We start from the raw sequence: 21,243 nt of genomic DNA on the forward strand, positions 1-21,243 counted from the left end.
CTGTTGCCTGAGCAATATGCGGTGGTTGATGGCGCCTACTAATAAACCTTATTAATCCCCGTTAACTTAGGGGTTCGTGTCATCGAGGAGGTTTATTGAGGCTGTGGAGCCGGTGCTAACGCTAATGCCCACTGTGCCAAGACCCAATAGACCTGTGAGCCTGGGTAGTAGGCTAATCTGGACTTTCCTAGCCGCAACAGTCTATCTACTATTGTCAGTAACACCACTGTACGGTATTGTCGCATCATCTAGCAGTCCGCTCTTTAACCCACTGGTGGCTATAATATTCGCGTCGACCAATGGGACACTGGCCCAGTTGGGCATAGGCCCGATAATAATAGCAGGCATTATAATGGAATTGGTGGCCTTCTCGGAGTTAATGGACGTAGACTTAAATGACCCCAAGGATCAGGCCAGGTTCACGGCCTTAACTAAGCTGGTCGCCATAGTGATAGCCATGTTTGAGGGTGCCTTCATACTATCAACCCACCAGGTTGTGGCTGCTTCCCCAACCCTAGCCTTCGTGGTTTGGCTTCAGATGCTGTTTGGTGCAATAATAGTGATCCTGCTGGATGACATGGTATCCAAGGGTTGGGGTATTGGGAGCGGCATATCCCTCTTCATACTCATAAGCATAGTTAGGTCAATATTCCAGTCAACCTTCCTACCCGTAACCGTGGGTGCCGGGGAGCTACTGGGTATTATACCCGCGTTAATTGCAGCCATCTACAACGCTGCCACTACTCACGCCCTCGCCCCACTCCTATCAGTGGTTTACAGGTTTAACCTACCGGGCCTGGTGGGCTTGGTATCAACAATAGTCCTCGGGGGTTTCATAGCCTACGTCGAGTTGATGGAGGTTAGGATACCGCTTTCCCTAGTCCAGTACGGTGGGTATAAGGTTTCCTACCCCTTCAAGGTCATGTACGTGTCGGTGCTGCCGATAATATTCACGGCCTACACAGTCGCCTTGATATACAATGGATTGTACTTCATCTGGGCAACCTACAACCCCCATAACGCCAACGCCCTCCTTAACGCAATAGCCTGCATAAGGACTGTGAGTACTGCTAAGTTCGGGACCATTAATGAACCATGCACGTCATCATTGATATACTACTTCACAGTGGTCCCCTTCAACATGACGCCTCAGTACGTGGTAGTCCACATACTGATGTACATTGCCTTGTCAATAGTTTTCGCATACCTATGGGTTAACCTAGCCGGCTTAAGCGCCGAGGATCAGGCCAGGACGATGGTTACCAGTGGCTTATCCATACCGGGCTTTAGGACCTCGGCTAGGTCACTTGCAATGCACCTGAGGAGGTACGTTAACTCGCTCACGTTCACCAGTGGGCTTCTTGCCGGTTTAATAGCAGCGTTAGGTGATGTGCTTGGTGTTTACGGTACGGGAATAGGGCTGATACTGCTCGTTGAGATAATAATACAGTACTACACCATAGCGATGCAGGAGCAGCTGTTTGAGGCTTACCCAGGACTTAAGAGGATTCTTGGCGTTGAGTAGCGTTAAGGCAATGGGGCCTGCTCCACACCCCTCTTAACGTCATCAACAGTGAACACCTTACCCCTCCAGTTTATCCTCCTAGTCAAAGCCGTGGCCAGTATTGCAGCCCAGGAGAAGTAGACGTTGATTATTGAGGCGAGGGCTAGGGCATAGGTATACCTACCCTTAATGATGGTGGCGTAGAAGGGCCCCAGCCCCCTAATCCTACTAACCCTGTAATAATCCTTAAACACACCCACCACGTAGGGTACTAGGCCCAGCGCCAGGGCCCAGTGGATTAATGCTGAAATGGCCACTGCTATGGGTAGTGTTAGGGCGTAGAGTGTGTATGATGCCGCATATAGGGCGAACCCACTGAAGCCGTAGACCTTAACGTACCATAGTTGCCTAACGGCCCACCTAAACGCCTCGCTCACGTTAGTGTCTTCCAGGGTGATGACCATTGACCTCGGTGTGAAGCTTATCTCTAAGCCATCCCTATGAGCCATGTGCGTTATCACGTAGTCGTCACTGAGGTAGTGGGGGAGGTACTTGGTTACGTTCCACTTCAGGAGTAGGCTCCTCCACACTGCCGTTGACCCACCCCAGGCGAACCTAGCGGTCTTATTCTGCATGGCTGTTATCCCAATCATGTTGAAACTAGCCTTAAGCAAAGTACCGAGGCTAAGTCTACCCAGGGGTGAGTAAAACCTATACGTGGTCGCTGCCCCAGCACCAGCCTTAAGATGCTTGACTAGGTTCAGGAGCCAGGTGTCGTGGACGTAGGCGTCGCTGTCGACAAAGACCACCACATCCCCCTTAGCCTCACCAATACCCCTAGCCAACGCGGAGCCCTTGCTTAACCCTCCCTCGTTAAGTATAATCCTGGCATTGCCGCAACCCTTAATCACATTACCCACAATCTTGTAGGCTGGGTCATCTAGGTTGTCGATGATGAATAGGTACTCCACCGAGGCTGGGTACCTTTGCCCAAGGACGCTTCTAACGTTACCCTCAAGGTTCTGGTCCATACCCCTAACGGGCATTATGACGGTTACCGTGGGCCATCCACCATCACCATCAGGTTCCCTTAACCCACCCCAGTACTTAAACTCGAAGTAAAGTGATAGGATTGATGACAACGAGGCCACTATTAACATTAAAAGTGCAAGCACCAGTAAAATAACCACACCCGGTTAATGGGAATGCGCTTTTAAGCATAACGTCTCCTAACAGGTTGTACTTAACGGACTTTACAATGATGATTACCCCAGCGGTAAAGCTCACTCACATCTCGAGGGTGGGGAGATTACGTCAATGCATTGTAACCTTGGGTCAGTTTTATAAAGGTAACCGTTATCGGTTAGTTCATGGACGATAAGGGTGACATTACCCTCATAATGTTATCTAGGGTTTTTAGGAGCATTGCAGCTGGTGCCCTTGGAGTCACCACTGGGCTATACCTCTACAATGTGCTTCACTTGTCGTTCACGCTGATAGGTGTGTTCTTCGGTGTTGGGGCATTCTCAGCACCACTAATGAGCCTCTACTTCGGTAGGTTGGGTGACTGTTACGGTAGGAAGAGGCTACTCCTAATTACCCTACTCTTCCTACCATTATCAATACTAATCCTCCTCCTAACCTCAAACTACCCCCTACTACTGCTAGCCGCCGCCCTAGGTGGCTTTGGCACGGCTGGTGCATTGGCCAGTGGTAGTGTGGGTGCAGTGGCGGCTCCAATGATGACTGCCCTACTGGCAGATAAGACAAACGAGGAGAACAGGACCATGGTTTACTCCCTACTTAACCTAGCCTCAGGCCTGGCTGGGGCAGTTGGGGCGTTGTTATCTCATTTAAGCTACAGGGAGGGGTTCATAATAGCCCTAGCCCTATCATCAGCTTCATTAATTGTAATACTACCGGTTAGGGATAGGTATGGTGAGGGTGTTGGTAGGGCTAGGGATTGCGGCTCCTTTAATTCAGCTAACCTGAGTGAGTCGGATAGGAGAGTCATCAGGAGGTTCATGGCCACGGGGGTGTCGAATGGCATTGGACAGGGCCTGGTAACCCCATTCCTACCCTTAATCTTCGAGGTGCTGCTCAAGGTGCCTAAGGGTGAGATAGGTAACATATTCTTCCTCGGCGGCATAGCAGCTGCACTCATATCACTCCTAACCCCCGTGATAACCGGTAGGCTTGGTTTCGTTAGGACCATTGTGTTAACCAGATCCATATCCACTGCAGCCCTGGTGCTACTGCCATTCGTGAACAGGTTCTCGCAAATCCTAAGCTACGATCTGGTGGTGGCATTAGTGCTGTACCTAGTCTACGTTATGTTTAGAGTTGTTTCATTACCAGCCCAATCGGCTTTAATGATGAGCTTGGTTAGCCAAGGCTCAAGATCCACCGTGGCGGGTACGAATCAAGCAGCTAGGTTACTACCCTCAGCCGCTGCGACTCTGTCAAGTGGGGCTATGATAGATTACCTGGCGCTACCAGTACCATTCCTAGTAGCCCTCATAGTTAACGCTGTTAACATATACCTGTACACCAGGTTCTTCAGGGATGTTAAGACAAGCCGTGGCGTGAGGAGTGTTTTAATTGAATGAAGGCCGTGGGTGTTTTTAAGCCCTATAGGGTGGGTGTAGTATGGAGCTGCTAATCGGCCATAGTCCAGACCCGGATGATGCGTACATGTTCTACGCCCTAAAGGCTGGTAAGGTGAACTTCCCCTTTAAGATAAGGGAGTTCCTAGTGGACATAGAGACGCTTAACAAATTAGCCATCTACGGTAGGCTAGATGTAACAGCCATAAGCACCCATGCACTAGCCTATGTGGCTGACAAGTACTACGTGCTTAAGGTTGGGGCCTCCATGGGCCTTAGGTATGGCCCTGTGGTGGTAGGTGGTGGAGGGAGTGAAGTGGAACTTGTAGCCGTGCCAGGGACGTACGCAACGGCCACCCTACTGCTTAGGCTTGCCATGCCTAAGGTTAAGACCGTGGAGGTGCCCTTTGATAGGATTATGGATGCTGTACTGAGTGGAGCAGTTGATGCGGGTGTGCTTATTCATGAGGGGCAGATAACCTATGAGAGGTATGGCTTAAGGAGGATAATGGACCTTGGCGAGTGGTGGTATGAACAGACGAAGCTACCCACACCACTAGGCCTAGACGTAGTTAAAGCATCATTGGGCTTGGATAATGCAAGGGTTATTAGGGATGCACTGCTCGAGTCCCTTAGGTACGCCATGCAGCACAGGGATGAGGCCCTTGGATACGCCATGAGGTTCTCAAGGGGCTTAAACATGAGTGACACAGGTAAGTTCGTTGACATGTACGTTAACAATTACACAATGGACATGGGTAGTGACGGCGAGAGGGCGATTAAGACATTATTACAGTGGGCCCATGACAATGGGCTAACACCCGAGGTCAGCTTCACAATAGTCTAACCTTAATGCATTCAATCCCAGGTAAGTGAACAATTACGTAACCTTTAATGACTAAAAGCTTTAAACGTAAAAGAATGCTTCATCACTTTATCATTGATGTAATCCTCTTAATTAGCTTACCGTAGGCTTTACTTGGCGGGTATTCGACCTTAGGCATTAGGGGGCTTAGCTTGCTCACTAATTCATCAAAGTCTATGTTTAAGTTATAGTTATTGTTGAAGTACCTTGTTATGTTCCTCAAGTCTCTAAGTAGGATTACCCTAGATCCCTTTACATTTAAGTACATCCACTGGGGCCAGTCTATTATTCTTATCTCCTCGTTGTTTGGGTCAATTAAAATATTGTACTCGTTCAAGTCACCGTGAACCATGTTAATCCTCATTAAACCTTCTATTGTTGATACCACCTGCTCAAAGACACCCCTTGGGTTACTTAGTCTAAACCTGTAAAGCTCAACACCGTTAATGAACTCCATTGCGATTAGGTGCCTAGTCACTGCCTTCGGCCTTGGCACCGGGATACCAGCCCTATACGCCTTAACTAGGGCTAGGTACTCCATGTGCGCCGATATCTTGGCTTCGTAAAGCCAGGTTATGTGCCTCCTCTCACCAATCCAAACCCTATACTTCCTAACGTTCCTGAAACTAACCCTACCAAGCCTATGAAACTTCAAGGCATACTTAACCCCACCTGGTGAGTCCGCCGCATACACATCGGATTCCTTACCAACCCCCAGTGGCGTTGGGGAGATGGCGTTGATAACCCCCCTCTTGGCCATTGTGTGTATGGCCAGTATGTCATAGGCTGGGAACGTTAACCTAACGTTATCGAGCCCCCTCCTGACGAGTAGCTTAAGCTTATTCATTTTTGAGATCGACTTTACCACCAACTCCTCCTCAAGGCCCATGTAGTTGGCTATACGCCTCACGGGGACGTATTCATGGTCTCTGTGCAGGACCTCAATAACCCTGAGGACCCTTAGGTCTAGTTTACTTAATTCATTGTACGACGCCACCAGCCTACTTATGCTCATGCTCCCCACTCATCAGTCTCCAAACCTCATCATCAATGTGATGTATGTTCTTAAGCACCTTACCCCTACTCATCTTCATCAACTCCTCGCTTTCAAATAGGCTAACGGCAATGGCAATAATCCTCCCACTGGGGCTTTTAATAAGCACGACGTCACCCACCTTGAAGGGCCTGCTCAGCCCCCTTATCCCAGGCCTCATTACATCGGCGCCTGTGGCTATTGGCTTAACAGCCCCCTCATCAACCTGCGCCACTGGGTAGTAATTAAGGATCACTGGGTACTTGTTGGCGGCTAGTAGGGTTGGGTAGGTTACATCCCTGCTGGCTTCATTAACCTTAATGGTGGCCTTAACCACAGCCACCTCGTCCCCAACCTTATACAACCTTAAGTCGTCCCTAACCTCAATAACCTCAACCTCATCTAGGTTATTGTAAGCCTCACTTAACCATGGCACTTCACCAACAAGCTCCTTAACATCCCTCTTACTGAGCATGTGTCTCTTGATTACCATAGCCCCTCCCCTAGGTGCATACTGAGTCCGTGAAGCGTTTAGCAACCTCCCTGGCCTCATCAAGGTTACCCACGACTTCAACGCAAGCCCTCTCCTCATCAACCATGTAAACCAGGTAATTGTCCCCCAGCCTAAACACCTTAGCCTGGGCGAAACAATTCTCCTCAATCATGGTCCTGTAGGTTTCAATAGGTTCATTCTCCTCCGCATTAACCTCCCTCAGTAATTCACTAACCTTACCTTTATCACACTCCACGCACAACCCACCTGGATTGGTTTATAAAGCATTATAGGCATCCGCCACGCTGTTTAAATGGGGACTAGTAGGTAGAGTAGTATTATCACTATTGGTACGGCTAGGCCTATGAGAATGGTTACGGTGGGCGGTATTTTAACCTTCTCAACCTCCTTAACATCCCTGAACATAAGTAGCCCAGCGCTCATGAGGGGCTGCATACCACTACTCCTCCTACGCCTACTAGACATAAGCCCAGTATCTTGAGGCCGGTTTATTTACCTTTCCACATGGGTTATGGTTAAACCCCACCATCTATACCGCTTGGGTTATGTATTTAGCGGGAGTTTGCAACATATAAACCCCATAGGTTTTTACCCTATAAATTCTTTAAAATACTAAATACCATAGCTAATTTATGAAGGTTCCACGCGTTAGGACATACATACCTGGGTTGGATGAGATACTATACGGCGGTATACCAGACAGGAACATTGTACTTGTTTCCGGCGGTCCAGGTACAGGTAAGTCGATCATGGGTAAGCAGTTCCTCTACAACGGCTTAACCAGGGGTGATGCAGGGGTTTTCGTCGCCCTCGAGGAGCACCCAGTGGCCGCTAGGAGGAGTTTCAGGCATTTTGGTTGGGATGTGGATAAGTTCGAGAGGGAGGGTAAGTTGGCCATAATTGACGCTTTCACGGCTGGTGTTGGCGCTGCTGCCCAGAGGGAGAAATACGTGGTTAAGGATGTTGACAATGTGCATGAACTCGTCGATGTTCTTAGGCAGGCTATTAAAGATACCGACGCCAGGAGGATAGTCATCGACTCGGTGAGCACCCTGTACCTAACCAAGCCGGCGACCGCCAGGTCAGTGGTGATGATGCTTAAGAGGGTTATTGCAGGGCTTGGGGCAACTGCAATGTTCATTAGCCAGGTGTCCGTTGGCGAGAGGGGGTTTGGTGGGCCTGGGGTTGAGCACGCCGTGGACGGTATAATTAGGCTTGACCTGGATGAGGTTAACGGCCAACTTTACAGGTCCATAGTGGTCTGGAAGATGAGGGACAGTAAAATAAGCATGGTTAGGCACCCGATGGATATAACTGATGAGGGTATCGCAATACAGTGGGATAAGTACCTGAAGATCTCCTCAACCTCAGTTACCGTTCAACCACTACCCAAGGATGAGGTTGAGGAGATGAGGAGTGCTGTTGCGGAGGCTGAGAGGGAGGCTAAGGAGGTTAAGAGACCGAGGGTTGAGGAGGAAGAGGAGTAGCTGTCCCTCCGGAGGCAGCGGTTCATAAAATCCCCACCGTCTTCTTCTCGACGGTCTCCCTGGACCCCCTCACCACAGCGGCTCCCCAACGGTCACCCGCGGCTCCCGGCCACTACGGATCTCGGGACACCAGGGTCACCAACAAGAGTGTTGAAGTTAGTCTTAAGACCCAACGCCGATGGAAATGAGCACTACAAATGACTATGAAAACTGAGACTGCCCCTACCCCCTAATTAAATGGCTGATAACTCATCCATTGCCTGCTTTAAAAGATCCCTAACCTTACTTAACTTCTCCCTCAACCTAGTCAACTCCTCCGATTGCATAGCTGAGACTGCAATGGGTAGCTCCACCTTAAACCCCTCCTTGGAGAGCCTTTCATAGGCCTTAAGGACGAGCTGCCCGGCCTTAGTCTCACCCCTCAGATGCCTCCTAAGGGTTGCTTCAGTAACCCCAATCTCATCAGCTATTTGGCTAAGGCTCATGCCAGCCTTGCTCCTAGCCAAGGCTGCAGCGGCGGTGTATAAACTATCAACCCAAGTTAACCTTCCATGGGGATTCTGAAGCTCCTCAAACGTCTCCCTCGAGAAGAGGACCATTGTCAGTAATGCCGACTCAAGCTTCCTAATATCCTCTTTACCTAAAGGCTTAAGTGGAATTTCCTCACTACTCATTGCTAACTATTCACGGCCCCATTAATAAGCCTTAGGTTAAAAACAGATGTAATATATGATGATAAATATATTAAGTTACCATTCAATCAGTGACTGTGCGGTAAGCATTAAAAGGTTGCGTATACATGTCAAGTGGCAGTGGTTATGGCTAACTTACCCATGCCTCCTAGGGAGGTTTACGACCTGATAAGGGAGGGCACGGCCATTGTGGCTCATCCACTGGCCTTAACTGAGGATAGGAGGATCGATGAGGCTAGGCAGAGGGCATTAACAATATATTACCTCGCCTCCGGGGCTGGTGGTGTAGCTATCGGCGTCCATACCACTCAGTTCGAGGTTCATGATAACGGTATGTATGAGCCATTGCTGAAGATGACGAGCGAGGTTGTTGATGAATGCGGCAGAAAGGTTGGTAGAGTGGTTAAGGTCGCCGGTATAGTAGGTGGCACTAGGCAGGCTGTTGAGGAGGCTAAATTAGCCTATAAGTTAGGCTACCATGCCGGCCTAGTCAGTCTCCATAGGTTCATCGGTGAGCCCCAGGATAAGATCGTTGAGCACGTTAAGGCCGTGGCCAGGGAGATACCTGTCTTCGGCTTCTACCTCCAACCAGCTGTGGGTGGGTTAAGGCTTGGCTACAGCTTCTGGAGGAGACTCGTGGAGGAGGTTGAGAACCTAGTCGCCATTAAGATTGCCCCCTTCAACAGGTACGCCACTATAGACGTCGCCAGGGCGGTTGCTGATGCAGGTAGGGCAGGTGAGGTGGCCTTGTACACGGGCAACGACGACAACATAATCATAGACCTGTTAACCAGGTTCAGCTTCACGGCAAGTAATGGGGAGGTTAGGGAGGTTAGGATAGTGGGTGGGTTACTGGGCCACTGGGCCTTCTGGACTAAGAGATCGATGGAGATCTTCAGGCTGGTTAAGTCAATAGCGGACTCCAGGCGCCAAATACCACCTGAGCTACTAACCCTAGGTGCCCAGGTCACTGACGCAAATGGGGCCGTGTTCGATGCGGTGAATAACTTCAGGGGGGTTATACCGGGGATTAACGAGGTTCTTAGGAGGAGTGGTCTACTTAGGGGTAGGTGGACCCTTAACCCTGGGGAGGACCTATCCCCAGGTCAATTAGAAGAGATAAACAGGGTTTATGCATCGTACCCACACCTGAGGGATGATGAATTCACCTCCAAGTACGTTGATGAGTGGGTTAGGGGTGAGTGTGTGGGGTTTGGGGAATTAAGGGAATTGACTATAGATGACGTTAGGCTAATGGTGGGTGGTGGGTATGGCCATTGAGGCATCGTACACTAAGGTCAAGGTAACGCCACCCCTCGGGCTTAGGCTGGGGGGTTATGCGCATAGGCTTGGTAAGCCAGCCAGGGAGATTCACGATGACCTATACGCCAGGTTACTCATGTTAACCACGGCCGATGCCGAGGCAGTTATAGTTCAACTCGACCTACTTGGGTTATACAGGCAGGACGCATTAATGATAAGGGAAGCCGTGAGTAAGGCAACAGGCGTTGAAAGGGGCAATGTAATCGTCGCCTCAACGCACACGCACTCGGCACCGGAGACGATCATACCCATGTGGCCCAACACACTCCCCTACAGCGAGGGGGAGAGGAGACTATATGATGAGTGGTTCAGCGGTGTTGTGGGTAAGGCCAGTGAAGCTGCACGCGAACTCAACGGCACCGGGAAGGCTGAGGTGGCCGTAGGTATTGGTGAAGCTGGGGGTTTATGCTTCAACAGGTCTTTTAAGGGGGGTTTGGTTGATGAGGAGTTACCAATACTGGTGGTTAAAATAGGGAACCGTAGAATTGCACTACTCAACTACGCATGCCACCCAGTCTGCAACACGGACCTGGGCTTCTCGGCGGATTACTCAGGCGTCGTGTATGAATCACTACTAGGGCGTGGGGTTGAGTCAATTTTCATAACCGGGGCCACTGGTGACATAGACCCGGTTAGGAAGGGGAGGGGTTACATGGGTTACCTGGGTGAATCCTTAGCATCAGTAGTGGTTAATGTGCTTGGTTCACTTAGGCCAATTGGGCACACCATGGACGTGGTTAACATTGGGCTTAGGCTACCTGCCAGGGTTGTTGATGGGGAGTTGGCTAGGGCTAGGTATGAGGAGGCGCTTAAGAGGGTCATGGGTAAGGGTGGGTTGCCCAACGAACCCACGGAGTCCATATGGGCTGATGAAGACTACTTAAGGTTAATGTACAGTGATGAGGAATATGCTGTGTCTAAGGTAAGTGAAGCAAACATTGATACTGAGGCCACGCTGCTAAGGCTCGGTGACCTACTGCTGGTGGCGATACCAGGCGAACCCTTCGTTGAAACTGGCCTAGCCATTAAGAGTAGGGCGGTTGAACTAGGGTTTAGGGTAACCATGGTGGCTGGTTACGTCAACGACTACGTGGGTTATATACCAACCAAGGCCTCCTTCATCATGAACACCTATGAGGCTAGGTTAGCCAGGTGGAGTAGGGTAACCGAGGAGGCTGAGGGGTTGGTGAGGGGTGAGGTGTTTAACGCTATTAAGAACATAAAGTAAAACACGTAGGTTATACCATCCTCCAATCCCTAACCCTAACTCCCCCTTATGCTGTGTTTAACTGATCGCGGCTAATTACCTTAACCTTAACGCTCCTGTTGGTTATCGCGCTCAATAGCTTAGCCATGTCGGTTGGCTTAAGCTTAAGCCTCCTGGCATCCCTCTTCATTATCCTAACCTCGGTTTCATTGGTTCCATCAGGTAGCCAGGTTGTGGCCACCGTGGGCTTGGCTGGGTAGGCTATTTGCGTGACCAGTTCGTTAATGTTAGCCGTGTACTCAATTATCTTAACCCTCCTGTTGAGGATCTCGGTTAACTTATCCTCAAGCGACCTAACTATGTTTATCGGCACTCGCCTAATGCCCTTAAGCGCTATGAAGTAGGTGTTACCCACGTCATAGGATTTATAATACTCAACGTCACTCAGCATACTCTTCAGCTTCTGATCCTCGTCAGTTAGCTTAAGTATAGCATCTATGACGTCAACGTCATACATTTCATACTGACCACTGTTGAGCAGCGACTGGCACTTGCTGCAAAACAGCCTCGTCTTCACGCAAAACTCGCAGAACGGTATCCGCATCACCCCCCTCATTCAGTTAGGATATATAAAACTTTCCTTCCTAGGAACTCCACGAGGAGTTTAACCTAGTTAAGGGGAGGCGCGGCGGCTTGATTACGGTTGGTCGTTGATGAAAATGGGTTAAATTACTGTTCCTATGCCCCGTTTCCCCGCATCCCAACGACCCTAATCATTCTTCATCCCTTGTCGGGTATCCCCATTCTTGGGGCATCACTGGTCAGTTTTCCCACGGGGCTGGGTGCTCGGGCACTCACGGTTGCCTCGTGCCCGAGACTACTAACTCTAATACTCTGGGGTATTTAAATCTATCGGAGAATAAAGAGTTAAATTACCCAAATGTTTATAAGGAAGTTCTCCAAACCTGGTATATGGTGAAGGTAATTTTCATAAAAGGGTCAATAGAGGTAGTAAGAAAAGCAGGAAAAGAGTACGTACGAATCTATGTTTACTCAAAGAATGGTGGAAAGAAACTCGTACCTTACGCCAACAGGGAAATAGAAGGAATGGTGGTTATTGATGAAGGCTCATAGAGCAATACTCATTAGGTTACCAAGAGATAGATGCAATGTTGATTATATCAAACGATTAACGGCATTAACAAGCCTGGCTTACCGTGGTTTTGAGGTTTGGGTGCCGGACCTACCCAAGACGATACAGCACCATCTCTACGGCTTCAGGAACTTCAAGGGGAGTTTAGTATTCGGTACAGTGCCAAAGAGGTGGTTTGCCTCAACCTGGGTTCCATTGAAGACACTGAGGTTTTACCCAGATGGCTCAAGGAAGGGTGGTAGGTATGCACCAGTGGTGCTTGACTTCAAAAGCAGTGCTATTAAGCTATACCAGGTGTGCAGGAATGAGCGTGGTTATGTTGTTGAGGTTCCAATGCCTAGGTGGGTTGTTGATAGGCTTAGTGAGGGTGGTGATGTTAAGTACGCAATGATTGGCCTCAAGGATGATGAACCATACTTGGCATTGATTGCCGAGCGTGAGGTTGAACCATACATACCTAGTGACTACATGCTAGCCATTGACGTGAATGCATGGAATAACGGCATTGCATGGGGGTTAATTAAAAGTAGTAAGCTTGTTAAGTGGAAGCCTGAGAGGCCAAGGCTTAGGGAGATTGATGGGCTTTACTACCGCTCAGTCGTGTTAAGTCAAAAATACGGGAAGCTAAAGAGGCTGGGCCTTCACAAGACTAAGGAGGGTAAGGGATTGTGGAGGGAGGTGAGGAGGCTGAGGAGGAGAATCTATGCTAAACTAAGGGATTATGCTCAAAGGCTTGCGCATAGGTTGGTTAGGAAGGCCCTTAGGCATAGGGCATTAGTCATCATTGACGACATTATTGAGGAATCAAGGAGGGAGTTGCTTGAGGGGAAGTTGCCAAGTGGCTTGAGGAAGATTTACCTGGCTGAGACGAGGAGGTTCGTTAAGCTACTGATTGCCCAGCTAGAGTGGTATGGTGTACCATACAGGTTCAAGAGGTTGCCAAGCACAATATGCCCAATTTGCCATCATGAGTTAACCCAATTACCAGGCAGAATCATGGTTTGTGGGAATTGTGGGTTCAAGGCGCCTAGGGATAAGGTACCCATGTACTGGGTATTAAAATTAAGATGTAAGATGATTGAACCTGAGGATGAGGATTGCCCGCACCGATAATGTTACCCAGGTCAACTGCAATGGCTTCCCAGAGGGTCAACTTATCCTTACCCATTGGCGTGGGTTAAGCCTCAGCATTTTTAGAGCCTTCCGCTTCTAACGCATTTACGTACTATTCATTTGTCGCTTTAATCACTTATAATCCCCTTAATGCAACCAAGTAAGCCGATGCGCACGCTTCTGACCTGGCATTGACCCTTTTATGGGGTTACTACGGCCGGTTAAACAGGTAGGGCATAGTTAGTATATAAACCCACATAGTGAGGTAACCCAACCTTAAAGGACGAGACTTATCCTCGTTACTAGCACCCGCAGATAAACTTAAAACTTCGTTAAGTTTAAGTATTATTAATGGAAAGCGTATCATATCCGGGTATTACGTCTTACTCCATCGGGAACATAAGTGGTACGTCGGTGTCTGGGCTTGTGCCAGGGTTTGGTTTTAACATCATCATTGAGGTTGATCATGAGTTCGGTAACATACTTATAAGGGCTGGTAATAGGATGCCCAAGAGGTCTGAGGAGGGCATGGCATTCGTGACCGTTGGTGTTGATGAAAATGATAAGGTAGCCTATATAAGTATTGAACCTGAGGATGAGAATTTAGCGAAGTTTATACGAAAAATTAAGGTGTAGCGTGAATGCACGACTACGTTGATGTTGACTACGAGGTGGTTTCATGGAACCCATTGGTAATGAGGGTTGTTACTGATGATGAGGAATTAACTATAACAGGTTACCCAGTGATCCTCAAGGTAATGAAGGTAAATAATAAGTATTCGGTATGGGTTAACGTCATTGTATCAACAAGAACCAATAAACCAAGACCTGGGCCCCTCTGCACACCCACAATGTTTAACGCTAGACCCGCGGGTATTAAGGAAGTTAATGTAGTTAAGGATGGGTCATTAACATTGAGACTCAGCACTGAAGGCACTATGAGCATAATCATAAAGCCTACTAATATTTCGGTGTATCCGGACTATAGGGATCAATTCGGTTCCCCATGTATAATGCTTAATTGGACAGCATTTTGGTGATACGTATATAACCTGCGAGTTTACTCACCACGCAATTGAGAGGTTAAGACTTCGGATATACGAATTACGAAATAGCGGTATTTGTCAATACGATTTCGAGCATGAAATTCTAGAAATTATAAATAAGTATGCATGCAATGGCATATATGATAGGAAAAATAATGATAAGCTATATTTATGTAAACCATTACAGAAATGCATAAATATAATTGTAATTATAATATTTACTATTAGAAATAATCACTATAAAATCATTACAGTAATACCAACGGCAAATATGAAAACAGTTGAGCGTAAATGCCAGTCTCATGGTGCATGAACTTCATGTAATTAAGTATTATTTATTCACTTGTACTTGCATAATGCCATTAGTATTGCAAGGCCTATTATTAATACCAGGAATGTTGTTATGTTCTTAGTGATATTCAATACGGTGAATTACCAGTGAGACTAATAATCAGCAGCAAGACTTAGTTTAGTAGAAGAAAGTAATCCTCGACTGAGGTCCAAGAACCACGCTAATGCCAATGAAGCTGTGAAGAAGACCCATCCCAACCAGTGATAATTATAAATCTCAATAAGTGATTGATAAACATAACTAGTGGGGAAACGCTTAGCCTTAGCTTGGGTAAGGTTTAAGAATTCCCCATTTAATTTTACGTTGAATGGTTGTTCTGCTGACTACGTCTAGGGATGCGTCGATTAGGCTTAGGCAGTTCATTAATGAGCTTGAGTTGGCCATACCAGGTGCGATTAAGGTTAATAGGGGTAGGAGTAGTTTAACTAGTTTAGCCACCTTGGCACTTAGCCTTGGTGCAGGCTACATCGTGCTTTTCAAGACCTTCCATGGTAACCCATCATCAATGGATATTTATAAGGTTAAGGTGGACTCCTTGGTTAAGCTACCCTACGTAATTAGTTTAAGTGGAGTTAAGCTGCTCAGCGACATGCTCATATCGAGACCCATCTTAGGTAAGCCGTCAAGCATGGTTATAGTGTCTAAACCCAATATTCAACTATCCCTAGTCCTATCTGAGGTTTTCAATGTACAGCTCTTCTATGGTGATGTAAGCGATTATAGGGGGTTTGAATGCATAATGTACGTGAGGCCAATCAAGGATGGCTGTTGCGAGGTCAGCTTCATAGATGGTTTAACCTATGCGCCTAGGGGCCCCATTATTAGGGTTAAGGGGTTTAGGGAGGTTAAGGCCCCTGGCCTGGTGGTTAAGAGGTTTAGGGGTCATTTGACTAATGGTTAAATCATCCTCATTATTAGGTCATTTATGGCGGAGCCCCTGTAGCCTAATTCACCATCGGCGTTGTATGGCTTCTTTATGCTGCCCTTAAAGCCGCCTTTAGGTGGGTGAAGCCTGAAGTACGGCTTTAAGCCCGGTATGCAACTTGCCTTACCGTTAACCATGCCTGGCTTCTCCCCCTTCCTACACCATAGGCTCTTAACCTCACCCCTAATGTACGCGTCCACAAGCTCCTCCACGTTACCCCAGCCATACTTCTTCACGTAGTCGTCGGTCAACGGTAAGTCACCCACCAGCCTACCCCTCCTCCTGAGTAGTTGAATCAAGGTTTCCCTACTAACCTCACCCCACGTTAACCAGCCCTCAGCCGCCTTAAGCATACCCTTGATGGAGTCGGTCAACGGGTATACACTGCATGTGAACTTCCTCCTCAACCTAAGTAGATCTAAAGTATGCTCCACATCAGGGCTTACGTCAACCAGCCCCCTAATCCTAACCGCAGCCACAATCACCCTACCAACCTCGCCACTTGGCTTAACCTCCTGGGTACTCTGCATAGTACCGTCTCTCCGGAGGTGGTGGTTTATATTTCTTTACTTCCGGTGGAGGCTTGGTGCCTCCGCCGTCTCTTTCTTGGTGGTCTTCCTGGGTCTCCTCACAGTAGTGGCTCCCCAACGGTCGCTGACCTAATGACTGAGGTCTCAAACCTCTCCATGGGTGAAACCTCTTATTTTACGAAATGGTGGTTAACATGATGTCTTTAATGTGGTGCAAGCGAGGTTTAGTAATCCACTAAGGCTTAATAAGTAGGTTATTGACGGGTTAAGGTGGCTGAGGTTAAACCTGGCCTTGTGGTATTGCCAGGTAGGTTAGCGGCGAGTATTGAGGAGGGTTCATACGTTGTGATGAGTGAAAGGAGCTTCAATGTAGTGTTCGATGACATAAATCTAAGGGTAATTTCATCAGTGGCTAGGGGTGTTAATAGGTTTAGTGAACTATTGAAGGAAACCCAGGCGCCGAGGGGTCAATTATCAAGACACCTAAGGGCGCTTGTTAAAAATGGCTGGTTAACCAAGGGCCCCAGCGGCTACTCATTCTCGGCTTCAATATACGTGGTGGCTGAGGTTGAGGAGTCGAACGACACCCTATTGATAAGGCTAGAACCAACTAAGGGAGCCTTCATAGACCCAATACACGGCCTAGTTATCTTCAGTGGTACTGAGACCAGGGACTACTGCTCAACATGCCCATTGAGGACGCTATGCACTAGGAATGTTAAGGAGATGGCGGGTAAGTACGGCTTAAAACTTCACTATGCTGAACCAGCCGAGGCTTACATGGAGGTTTTCAGGGGTTTAGTACTGATGAACCTTGTTAAGAGGCTTAGGTCAAGCTACCTTAACCTGAAGGTAGCTAATGAGGGATAGTGGGTTATTTAAGGGCAGTAACAGGTGGAAACGGGTTATTAAGCCGGGGCAGCGGCCTGGTTATGGTTAGTTTCGTGGTTAGGAGGGAGGTGAGGGTACCCAGGGGCCTACTCCTAAGCATAATACGCAGGATTGAGGATTACCCCAAGTACTGGCATGGGCATAGGGAGGTTAGGATAATCGATAGCAGCGGTGATGTGTTTCACGTACAGGTTAAGTTCGCCTTCAATGGGCCGTTGAACCATGGTGAGGCGTACGTTAGGCTCACCGATGATGGCGTGGCATTTAACTTTGTGAAGGGGCCATTTAAGGGCCTTCACAGGGTTCGGGTTGGCGATGGTGAGTTGGTCAGTGAGTGGGACATTAAACTGCACCCGCTGCTAACCCCGGTTAAGGGTTGGGTTATTAACCACTTCAGGGAGGGCGCTGAGCACGCCTTAGATAGGATAGTTAAGGAGGCTGAGGCCCATTTAAGCGGTGCCTAGTTAGTTTAACTAAACCCTACGGAGTTTGATGGAGTAGGCGTTCATCGTTACTGTTAGGCTACTTAGGGCCATGGCTAAGCCGGCTAGTTCAGGCCTTAGGGTTAGGCCCGGTATTAGGCCAACCGCCACGGGTACTAGGATTAGGTTGTAGGCGAAGGCGTAGGCTATGTTAAACTTAATATTATTAACCACCAGTTTCGATAACCTCAGTAGGGTTAGGATAGACCTAAGCCTCCCAGACACGAGAATCACGTCACCGGCCTCCTTAGCTATATCACTGCCAGTACCCATGGCTACCCCCACGTCAGCTTCGTTAAGGGCCACGGCATCGTTAATGCCATCGCCGACCATGGCCACTGCCCCGTACTTGGCCTTAAGCTCCCTAACCACCCTAGCCTTGTCATCGGGCATTAGGTTGGCGTGGACTTCACCGATACCGAGTGCCTTGGCCACACCCAAGGCTGAACCCTCGGAGTCGCCGGTTAGCAATGAGATGTGCAACCCAAGCCTCCTAACCTCATTAACCACCTCGGCGGCTTCCGCCCTTGGTGGGTCGCCTATGGCTAATACCCCCTTAACCTCCCCATCTATGACCACGAATATTGGTGTATAACCCTCCGCCTCAATATCTCTGGCCAACTGCTCCTCCCTAGGGCTGAGTTTAGCCTCCATGCCCTCAACCAGCTTCGCATTGCCCACACCCACGTTCCTCCCGTTAACCACCGCCACTACCCCCATTCCCTCTAGTTGATTAAACTCCTCAACCTTGGTAGCCTTAACCTTTAGAGATTCAGCGTACTGCACCACAGCCCTGGCTATGGGGTGGTTCGATGGGTATTCGGCGGATGCCGCAAGGGCTAGGGCATCGTCATTAATGAAGGCCTTAACAACCCTGGGGTTACCCTCAGTTAACGTCCCAGTTTTATCAAAGGCCATAACCCTAATCTTGCTCAGCTTCTCAAGGGCCTCACCATTCCTCACCAGTACCCCCTCCTGTGTGGCCCTATCCACGCCAACCATTATTGACATTGGTGTGGCTAAGCCAAGGGCGCAGGGGCAGGCTACGACCAGTACCGAGGCCATGTGAAGCACAGCCACGTATAGGGGTGCCTTGAGGCTTAGCCATGCGGCTAATGTGGCTACGGCTACGCCTATTATAACCCAGGTGAAGTAGGCGGACACCTTATCTACCATGGACTGTATGGGTAACCTAGCCGCCTGGGCCTCCTTGGCAAGCCTGGCAACCTGGGCTATTAGGCTGAATTCACCTACCCTAGTAGCCCTAATGACAAGGTAACCGTTGAGTAGCCTAGTACCCGCCAGCACCACATCACCGGGTTTCCTTAGCCTTGGTGCTGGTTCACCTGTCATGGCTGATTCATCAACGTACCCGCTGCCCTCATCAACAATACCATCGACGGGTATGCCTTCCCCAGCCTTAACCATGACCCTGTGGCCGGGCTTAACTTCGCCAATACCCATAATCACCTCACCGCCATCTGCAATAACCCTGGCCCTACTTGGCACTAACTTTGCTAATTCCCTAACCCCGGAGGATGCCCTCAACCTAACCTTAGCCTCAAGCCACCTGCCAAGCAGTATTAGGGTTATCACGGCTGGCCCTGAGTCTAGGAATGGTTCGCCACCTACTAGGTGAAGGGCGTAGAGTAGGCTATAGGCGTATGCCGTTAATGTGCCTAGGGCCACCAGGGTATCCATGTTTGCCGTGGAGTTCCTGAAAGCCCTAACAGCCCCCTTTATGAACCTCCACCCTGGGTAAAATTGAACCACTGTGGCTAGGGCTAGGCCAAGCCAGAGAGTTACGTTAAGGGGTAGTAGGCCCCTTGGCTGGAGGAACCAAACAATGATCATTATGGCTGCGGTTAATGGTGCAGAGGTGAGGAGCCTATCCCTAAGGTCCCTCAGATCCGCCTCCGCTGCCCTCCTATCAACATCAAGGTCACTGGGTCCAACCTTGACATCGCATGGCAAGCCTTGCCCTTTAGGGCGGGGTTGTTCTGCTGTGTGGGTTTCATTGCGGTAGGTTTATAAGCTTCAGTTTTGTTGGGATGTTTGGTGCTTGGGTTGGTGCCCCCGAGAGGGGGTTTCCCTACGTTAGATGAGCCGGTGGGGCGATACCCCACCCTTATCACCACCCCAAGAACGAAACCATTAACCCCGCAGAGGGAGTAACGGACGAGACCCCCACAGTGAAACCCCACCCAAAAGGCGGGAAGGGGGTCATACCTAGCGTAGCCTCCTCCCTATATATGTCATAGCCGGCCCTCTCAATAGCCTTAACCAGGTCAATGTACCTCACCCTGCCTGGGTCAACCACAACCACGGCCTCATCAGCGGCCAGGCTGACGTCAGCTGCCAGTACCCCTGGTACTGATAGAAGAGTCCTTTGAACCGTTAAGCTGCAGGTGGCGCAATGCATACCAATTATCTTAAATGTAATCCTCCTAACCCCTCCCCCGAAGCTTAGGTTCACTTTAACATCCGGCAAATTCATCATTCAGCCACCTAGTGGTGCGGCATACCCCTAGGCCCTCCCTTAAGGTACCTCTCAGGGTCCTTATCGAAGGCCTCCTTACATTGGCGTGAACAGAAGTAGTAAACCTTACCCTTGTACAATGTCTTAAACGCAGTATCCTCGCCAACCTCCATACCGCATACTGGGTCAATGTGAGTGGCCATACTTTAAACTGACACGGCAGCTGGGTAAAAGTTATTTAGAGAAATTGTTTAGTAGGAGTTGTGAACAGTGAAACGAATTTTCAGAAATTCACGGATCTAGAGAGAAGAGCTTTAACACTACTCAGTGAGGATTCTAGAATTAGTGTTTCAGAGCTGGCCAGTGGACTTGGGGTTAGTAAGGCCACCGCCTCGAGGCTTGTGAAGTCCCTGAGGGCTAAGGGAGTTAGGTTCACTGTTGAGGTGCCTGAGGGTTACCCAATAGCCTTCGTGATCACTAGGAGGCCGCATCAGGGTGAGTGCCATAGATTAGTCGACGGCAGGTTCATGGTTGTGGTTAAGGCGCGGGACTTCAATGAGTTAGTTGAGGCTATTAGTGGAATTAGGGATAGGGAGGCGGTTTACATTACCCTAGGCCCTGGGTATAGCAATAAGCTAGTCATCCCAAGGCTAATCTGCGACTACTGCGGTGGACCCATAAATGGGCAGCCCATAATCTACAGGAGGGGGAAGAGGATATACTACTTATGTTGCAGAACGTGTCTAAGGGAATTGAAGAAGAGGATTAAGCAATTAAAAACTACTAAAGACGGTGATGAAGCCCATAAGGCAGGCTGACCTCTTCCCCGCCCTTAAGGGTGGGGGTTTCCCGAGGTCTCAGGGGTTACCCCGCTTTATGGGGCTACTTTGTTGTGGTCTACGATGAATGACAGCGGCTTTTTGATGACTAGGGGTATCTTTCCAATGGCTCTTCTCATTATGTTTAATGCCCCGTTTAGGTCGCTGTGTAGCTTATGCCCCATTGGGCAGTGGGCAACACCTCTTGGTTTTCTCTTCACCT

At 49.0% G+C, this 21,243-nt stretch carries 25 protein-coding genes; 14 read left to right on the plus strand and 11 right to left on the minus strand.

The genetic code is table 11. The features are described 5' to 3' along the window. Positions 1-76: 76 nt before the first annotated feature. Positions 77-1,525, plus strand: coding sequence for a preprotein translocase subunit SecY (gene secY / locus AAX04_RS04020; RefSeq protein ID WP_084761188.1), 1,449 nt, complete (start codon positions 77-79; stop codon positions 1,523-1,525). Between the two features lie 2 nt (positions 1,526-1,527). Here the strand turns inward: secY and AAX04_RS04025 are convergent, their stop codons facing one another. Further along, positions 1,528-2,694, minus strand: coding sequence for a glycosyltransferase family 2 protein (locus AAX04_RS04025; RefSeq protein WP_066794354.1), 1,167 nt, complete (start codon positions 2,692-2,694; stop codon positions 1,528-1,530). A 180-nt stretch (positions 2,695-2,874) separates the two neighbouring features. On the opposite strand from AAX04_RS04025, the gene AAX04_RS04030 reads away from it, so the two are divergent. Together AAX04_RS04030 and AAX04_RS04035 are read left to right on the plus strand one after the other, a co-directional pair. Further along, entirely contained in the window at positions 2,875-4,113 is a 1,239-nt protein-coding gene (locus AAX04_RS04030) for an MFS transporter (RefSeq protein WP_066794357.1), read from the plus strand. 40 nt (positions 4,114-4,153) lie between these two features. Continuing rightward, positions 4,154-4,957, plus strand: a complete 804-nt coding sequence (locus AAX04_RS04035; protein WP_066794366.1) for a menaquinone biosynthesis family protein — start codon at positions 4,154-4,156, stop codon at positions 4,955-4,957. Between the two features lie 82 nt (positions 4,958-5,039). Here the strand turns inward: AAX04_RS04035 and AAX04_RS04040 are convergent, their stop codons facing one another. The 4 genes from AAX04_RS04040 to AAX04_RS04055 are packed head-to-tail and all read right to left on the minus strand — an operon-like array spanning position 5,040 to position 6,987. Then, positions 5,040-5,990, minus strand: coding sequence for an RIO1 family regulatory kinase/ATPase (locus AAX04_RS04040; RefSeq protein ID WP_066794431.1), 951 nt, complete (start codon positions 5,988-5,990; stop codon positions 5,040-5,042). Next, complete coding sequence (locus AAX04_RS04045; protein WP_162270108.1) at positions 5,977-6,501, minus strand: PUA domain-containing protein; 525 nt, start codon at positions 6,499-6,501, stop codon at positions 5,977-5,979. The genes AAX04_RS04040 and AAX04_RS04045 overlap by 14 nt, the downstream gene beginning before the upstream one ends. Positions 6,502-6,511: 10 nt before the next feature. Next, a complete protein-coding gene (locus tag AAX04_RS04050; RefSeq protein WP_066794369.1) occupies positions 6,512-6,757 on the minus strand; it encodes a hypothetical protein in 246 nt (81 codons plus the stop codon). A 53-nt stretch (positions 6,758-6,810) separates the two neighbouring features. Further along, entirely contained in the window at positions 6,811-6,987 is a 177-nt protein-coding gene (locus tag AAX04_RS04055; RefSeq protein ID WP_238377791.1) for a preprotein translocase subunit SecG, read from the minus strand. Between the two features lie 167 nt (positions 6,988-7,154). Here AAX04_RS04055 and AAX04_RS04060 point away from each other — a divergent pair, with 167 nt between their 5' ends. After that, positions 7,155-8,009 (plus strand): KaiC domain-containing protein, encoded by an 855-nt coding sequence (locus AAX04_RS04060; protein ID WP_066794371.1) that lies wholly within the window; start codon positions 7,155-7,157, stop codon positions 8,007-8,009. Positions 8,010-8,242: 233 nt separating this feature from the next. On the opposite strand, the gene AAX04_RS04065 is transcribed toward AAX04_RS04060, so the two are convergent. Next, on the minus strand, positions 8,243-8,683 hold the full coding sequence (locus AAX04_RS04065; RefSeq protein ID WP_066794373.1) for a regulator: 441 nt from the start codon (positions 8,681-8,683) through the stop codon (positions 8,243-8,245). A 144-nt stretch (positions 8,684-8,827) separates the two neighbouring features. Between AAX04_RS04065 and AAX04_RS04070 the strand changes: the two genes are divergently transcribed. Together AAX04_RS04070 and AAX04_RS04075 are read left to right on the plus strand one after the other, a co-directional pair. Then, positions 8,828-9,982: a dihydrodipicolinate synthase family protein gene (locus tag AAX04_RS04070; RefSeq protein WP_066794441.1), complete on the plus strand. Its 1,155-nt coding sequence runs from the start codon at positions 8,828-8,830 to the stop codon at positions 9,980-9,982. Then, positions 9,972-11,252, plus strand: coding sequence for a hypothetical protein (locus AAX04_RS04075; RefSeq protein ID WP_156519684.1), 1,281 nt, complete (start codon positions 9,972-9,974; stop codon positions 11,250-11,252). The genes AAX04_RS04070 and AAX04_RS04075 overlap by 11 nt, the downstream gene beginning before the upstream one ends. A gap of 46 nt (positions 11,253-11,298) precedes the next feature. Here AAX04_RS04075 and AAX04_RS04080 read toward each other — a convergent pair whose 3' ends face one another. Next, positions 11,299-11,835, minus strand: a complete 537-nt coding sequence (locus AAX04_RS04080; RefSeq protein ID WP_084761193.1) for a transcription elongation factor NusA — start codon at positions 11,833-11,835, stop codon at positions 11,299-11,301. 368 nt (positions 11,836-12,203) lie between these two features. Between AAX04_RS04080 and AAX04_RS11845 the strand changes: the two genes are divergently transcribed. The 5 genes from AAX04_RS11845 (at position 12,204) to AAX04_RS04100 (ending at position 15,796) form a co-directional block, all read left to right on the plus strand. Then, the gene (locus AAX04_RS11845; protein WP_156519685.1) at positions 12,204-12,365 is read left to right on the plus strand and encodes a hypothetical protein; all 162 of its coding nucleotides are present in this window, start codon (positions 12,204-12,206) and stop codon (positions 12,363-12,365) included. Further along, positions 12,352-13,497, plus strand: coding sequence for a zinc ribbon domain-containing protein (locus tag AAX04_RS04085; protein WP_066794378.1), 1,146 nt, complete (start codon positions 12,352-12,354; stop codon positions 13,495-13,497). Before AAX04_RS11845 ends, AAX04_RS04085 begins: the two co-directional genes overlap by 14 nt. A 351-nt stretch (positions 13,498-13,848) precedes the next feature. Beyond that, positions 13,849-14,133 (plus strand): hypothetical protein, encoded by a 285-nt coding sequence (locus tag AAX04_RS04090; protein ID WP_202904420.1) that lies wholly within the window; start codon positions 13,849-13,851, stop codon positions 14,131-14,133. A 5-nt stretch (positions 14,134-14,138) separates the two neighbouring features. After that, on the plus strand, positions 14,139-14,537 hold the full coding sequence (locus AAX04_RS04095; protein WP_066794381.1) for a hypothetical protein: 399 nt from the start codon (positions 14,139-14,141) through the stop codon (positions 14,535-14,537). A gap of 665 nt (positions 14,538-15,202) precedes the next feature. Continuing rightward, positions 15,203-15,796 (plus strand): Brix domain-containing protein, encoded by a 594-nt coding sequence (locus tag AAX04_RS04100; protein ID WP_066794384.1) that lies wholly within the window; start codon positions 15,203-15,205, stop codon positions 15,794-15,796. On the opposite strand, the gene AAX04_RS04105 is transcribed toward AAX04_RS04100, so the two are convergent. After that, positions 15,793-16,350: a 50S ribosomal protein L30 gene (locus tag AAX04_RS04105; RefSeq protein ID WP_066794386.1), complete on the minus strand. Its 558-nt coding sequence runs from the start codon at positions 16,348-16,350 to the stop codon at positions 15,793-15,795. The two genes, AAX04_RS04100 and AAX04_RS04105, sit on opposite strands and share 4 nt — an antisense overlap. A 270-nt stretch (positions 16,351-16,620) precedes the next feature. On the opposite strand from AAX04_RS04105, the gene AAX04_RS04110 reads away from it, so the two are divergent. Together AAX04_RS04110 and AAX04_RS04115 are read left to right on the plus strand one after the other, a co-directional pair. Continuing rightward, positions 16,621-17,220 (plus strand): ArsR family transcriptional regulator, encoded by a 600-nt coding sequence (locus AAX04_RS04110; RefSeq protein WP_066794388.1) that lies wholly within the window; start codon positions 16,621-16,623, stop codon positions 17,218-17,220. A gap of 62 nt (positions 17,221-17,282) precedes the next feature. After that, positions 17,283-17,705: an SRPBCC family protein gene (locus AAX04_RS04115; RefSeq protein ID WP_066794391.1), complete on the plus strand. Its 423-nt coding sequence runs from the start codon at positions 17,283-17,285 to the stop codon at positions 17,703-17,705. A gap of 9 nt (positions 17,706-17,714) precedes the next feature. Here the strand turns inward: AAX04_RS04115 and AAX04_RS04120 are convergent, their stop codons facing one another. The 3 genes from AAX04_RS04120 to AAX04_RS04130 form a co-directional block, all read right to left on the minus strand. Further along, positions 17,715-19,697 (minus strand): cation-translocating P-type ATPase, encoded by a 1,983-nt coding sequence (locus AAX04_RS04120; protein WP_084761191.1) that lies wholly within the window; start codon positions 19,695-19,697, stop codon positions 17,715-17,717. 157 nt (positions 19,698-19,854) lie between these two features. Then, positions 19,855-20,223 carry a heavy metal-associated domain-containing protein gene (locus AAX04_RS12360; protein ID WP_084761192.1) on the minus strand — a complete coding sequence of 123 codons (369 nt, stop codon included), beginning with the start codon at positions 20,221-20,223 and terminating at the stop codon, positions 19,855-19,857. Positions 20,224-20,231: 8 nt separating this feature from the next. Further along, on the minus strand, positions 20,232-20,405 hold the full coding sequence (locus AAX04_RS04130; RefSeq protein ID WP_066794397.1) for a YHS domain-containing protein: 174 nt from the start codon (positions 20,403-20,405) through the stop codon (positions 20,232-20,234). 60 nt (positions 20,406-20,465) lie between these two features. On the opposite strand from AAX04_RS04130, the gene AAX04_RS04135 reads away from it, so the two are divergent. After that, positions 20,466-21,020, plus strand: a complete 555-nt coding sequence (locus tag AAX04_RS04135; RefSeq protein WP_066794400.1) for a TRASH domain-containing protein — start codon at positions 20,466-20,468, stop codon at positions 21,018-21,020. Positions 21,021-21,243: the final 223 nt, after the last annotated feature.

This window comes from Caldivirga sp. MU80 (genome assembly GCF_001663375.1).
Taxonomy (GTDB): domain Archaea; phylum Thermoproteota; class Thermoprotei; order Thermoproteales; family Thermocladiaceae; genus Caldivirga.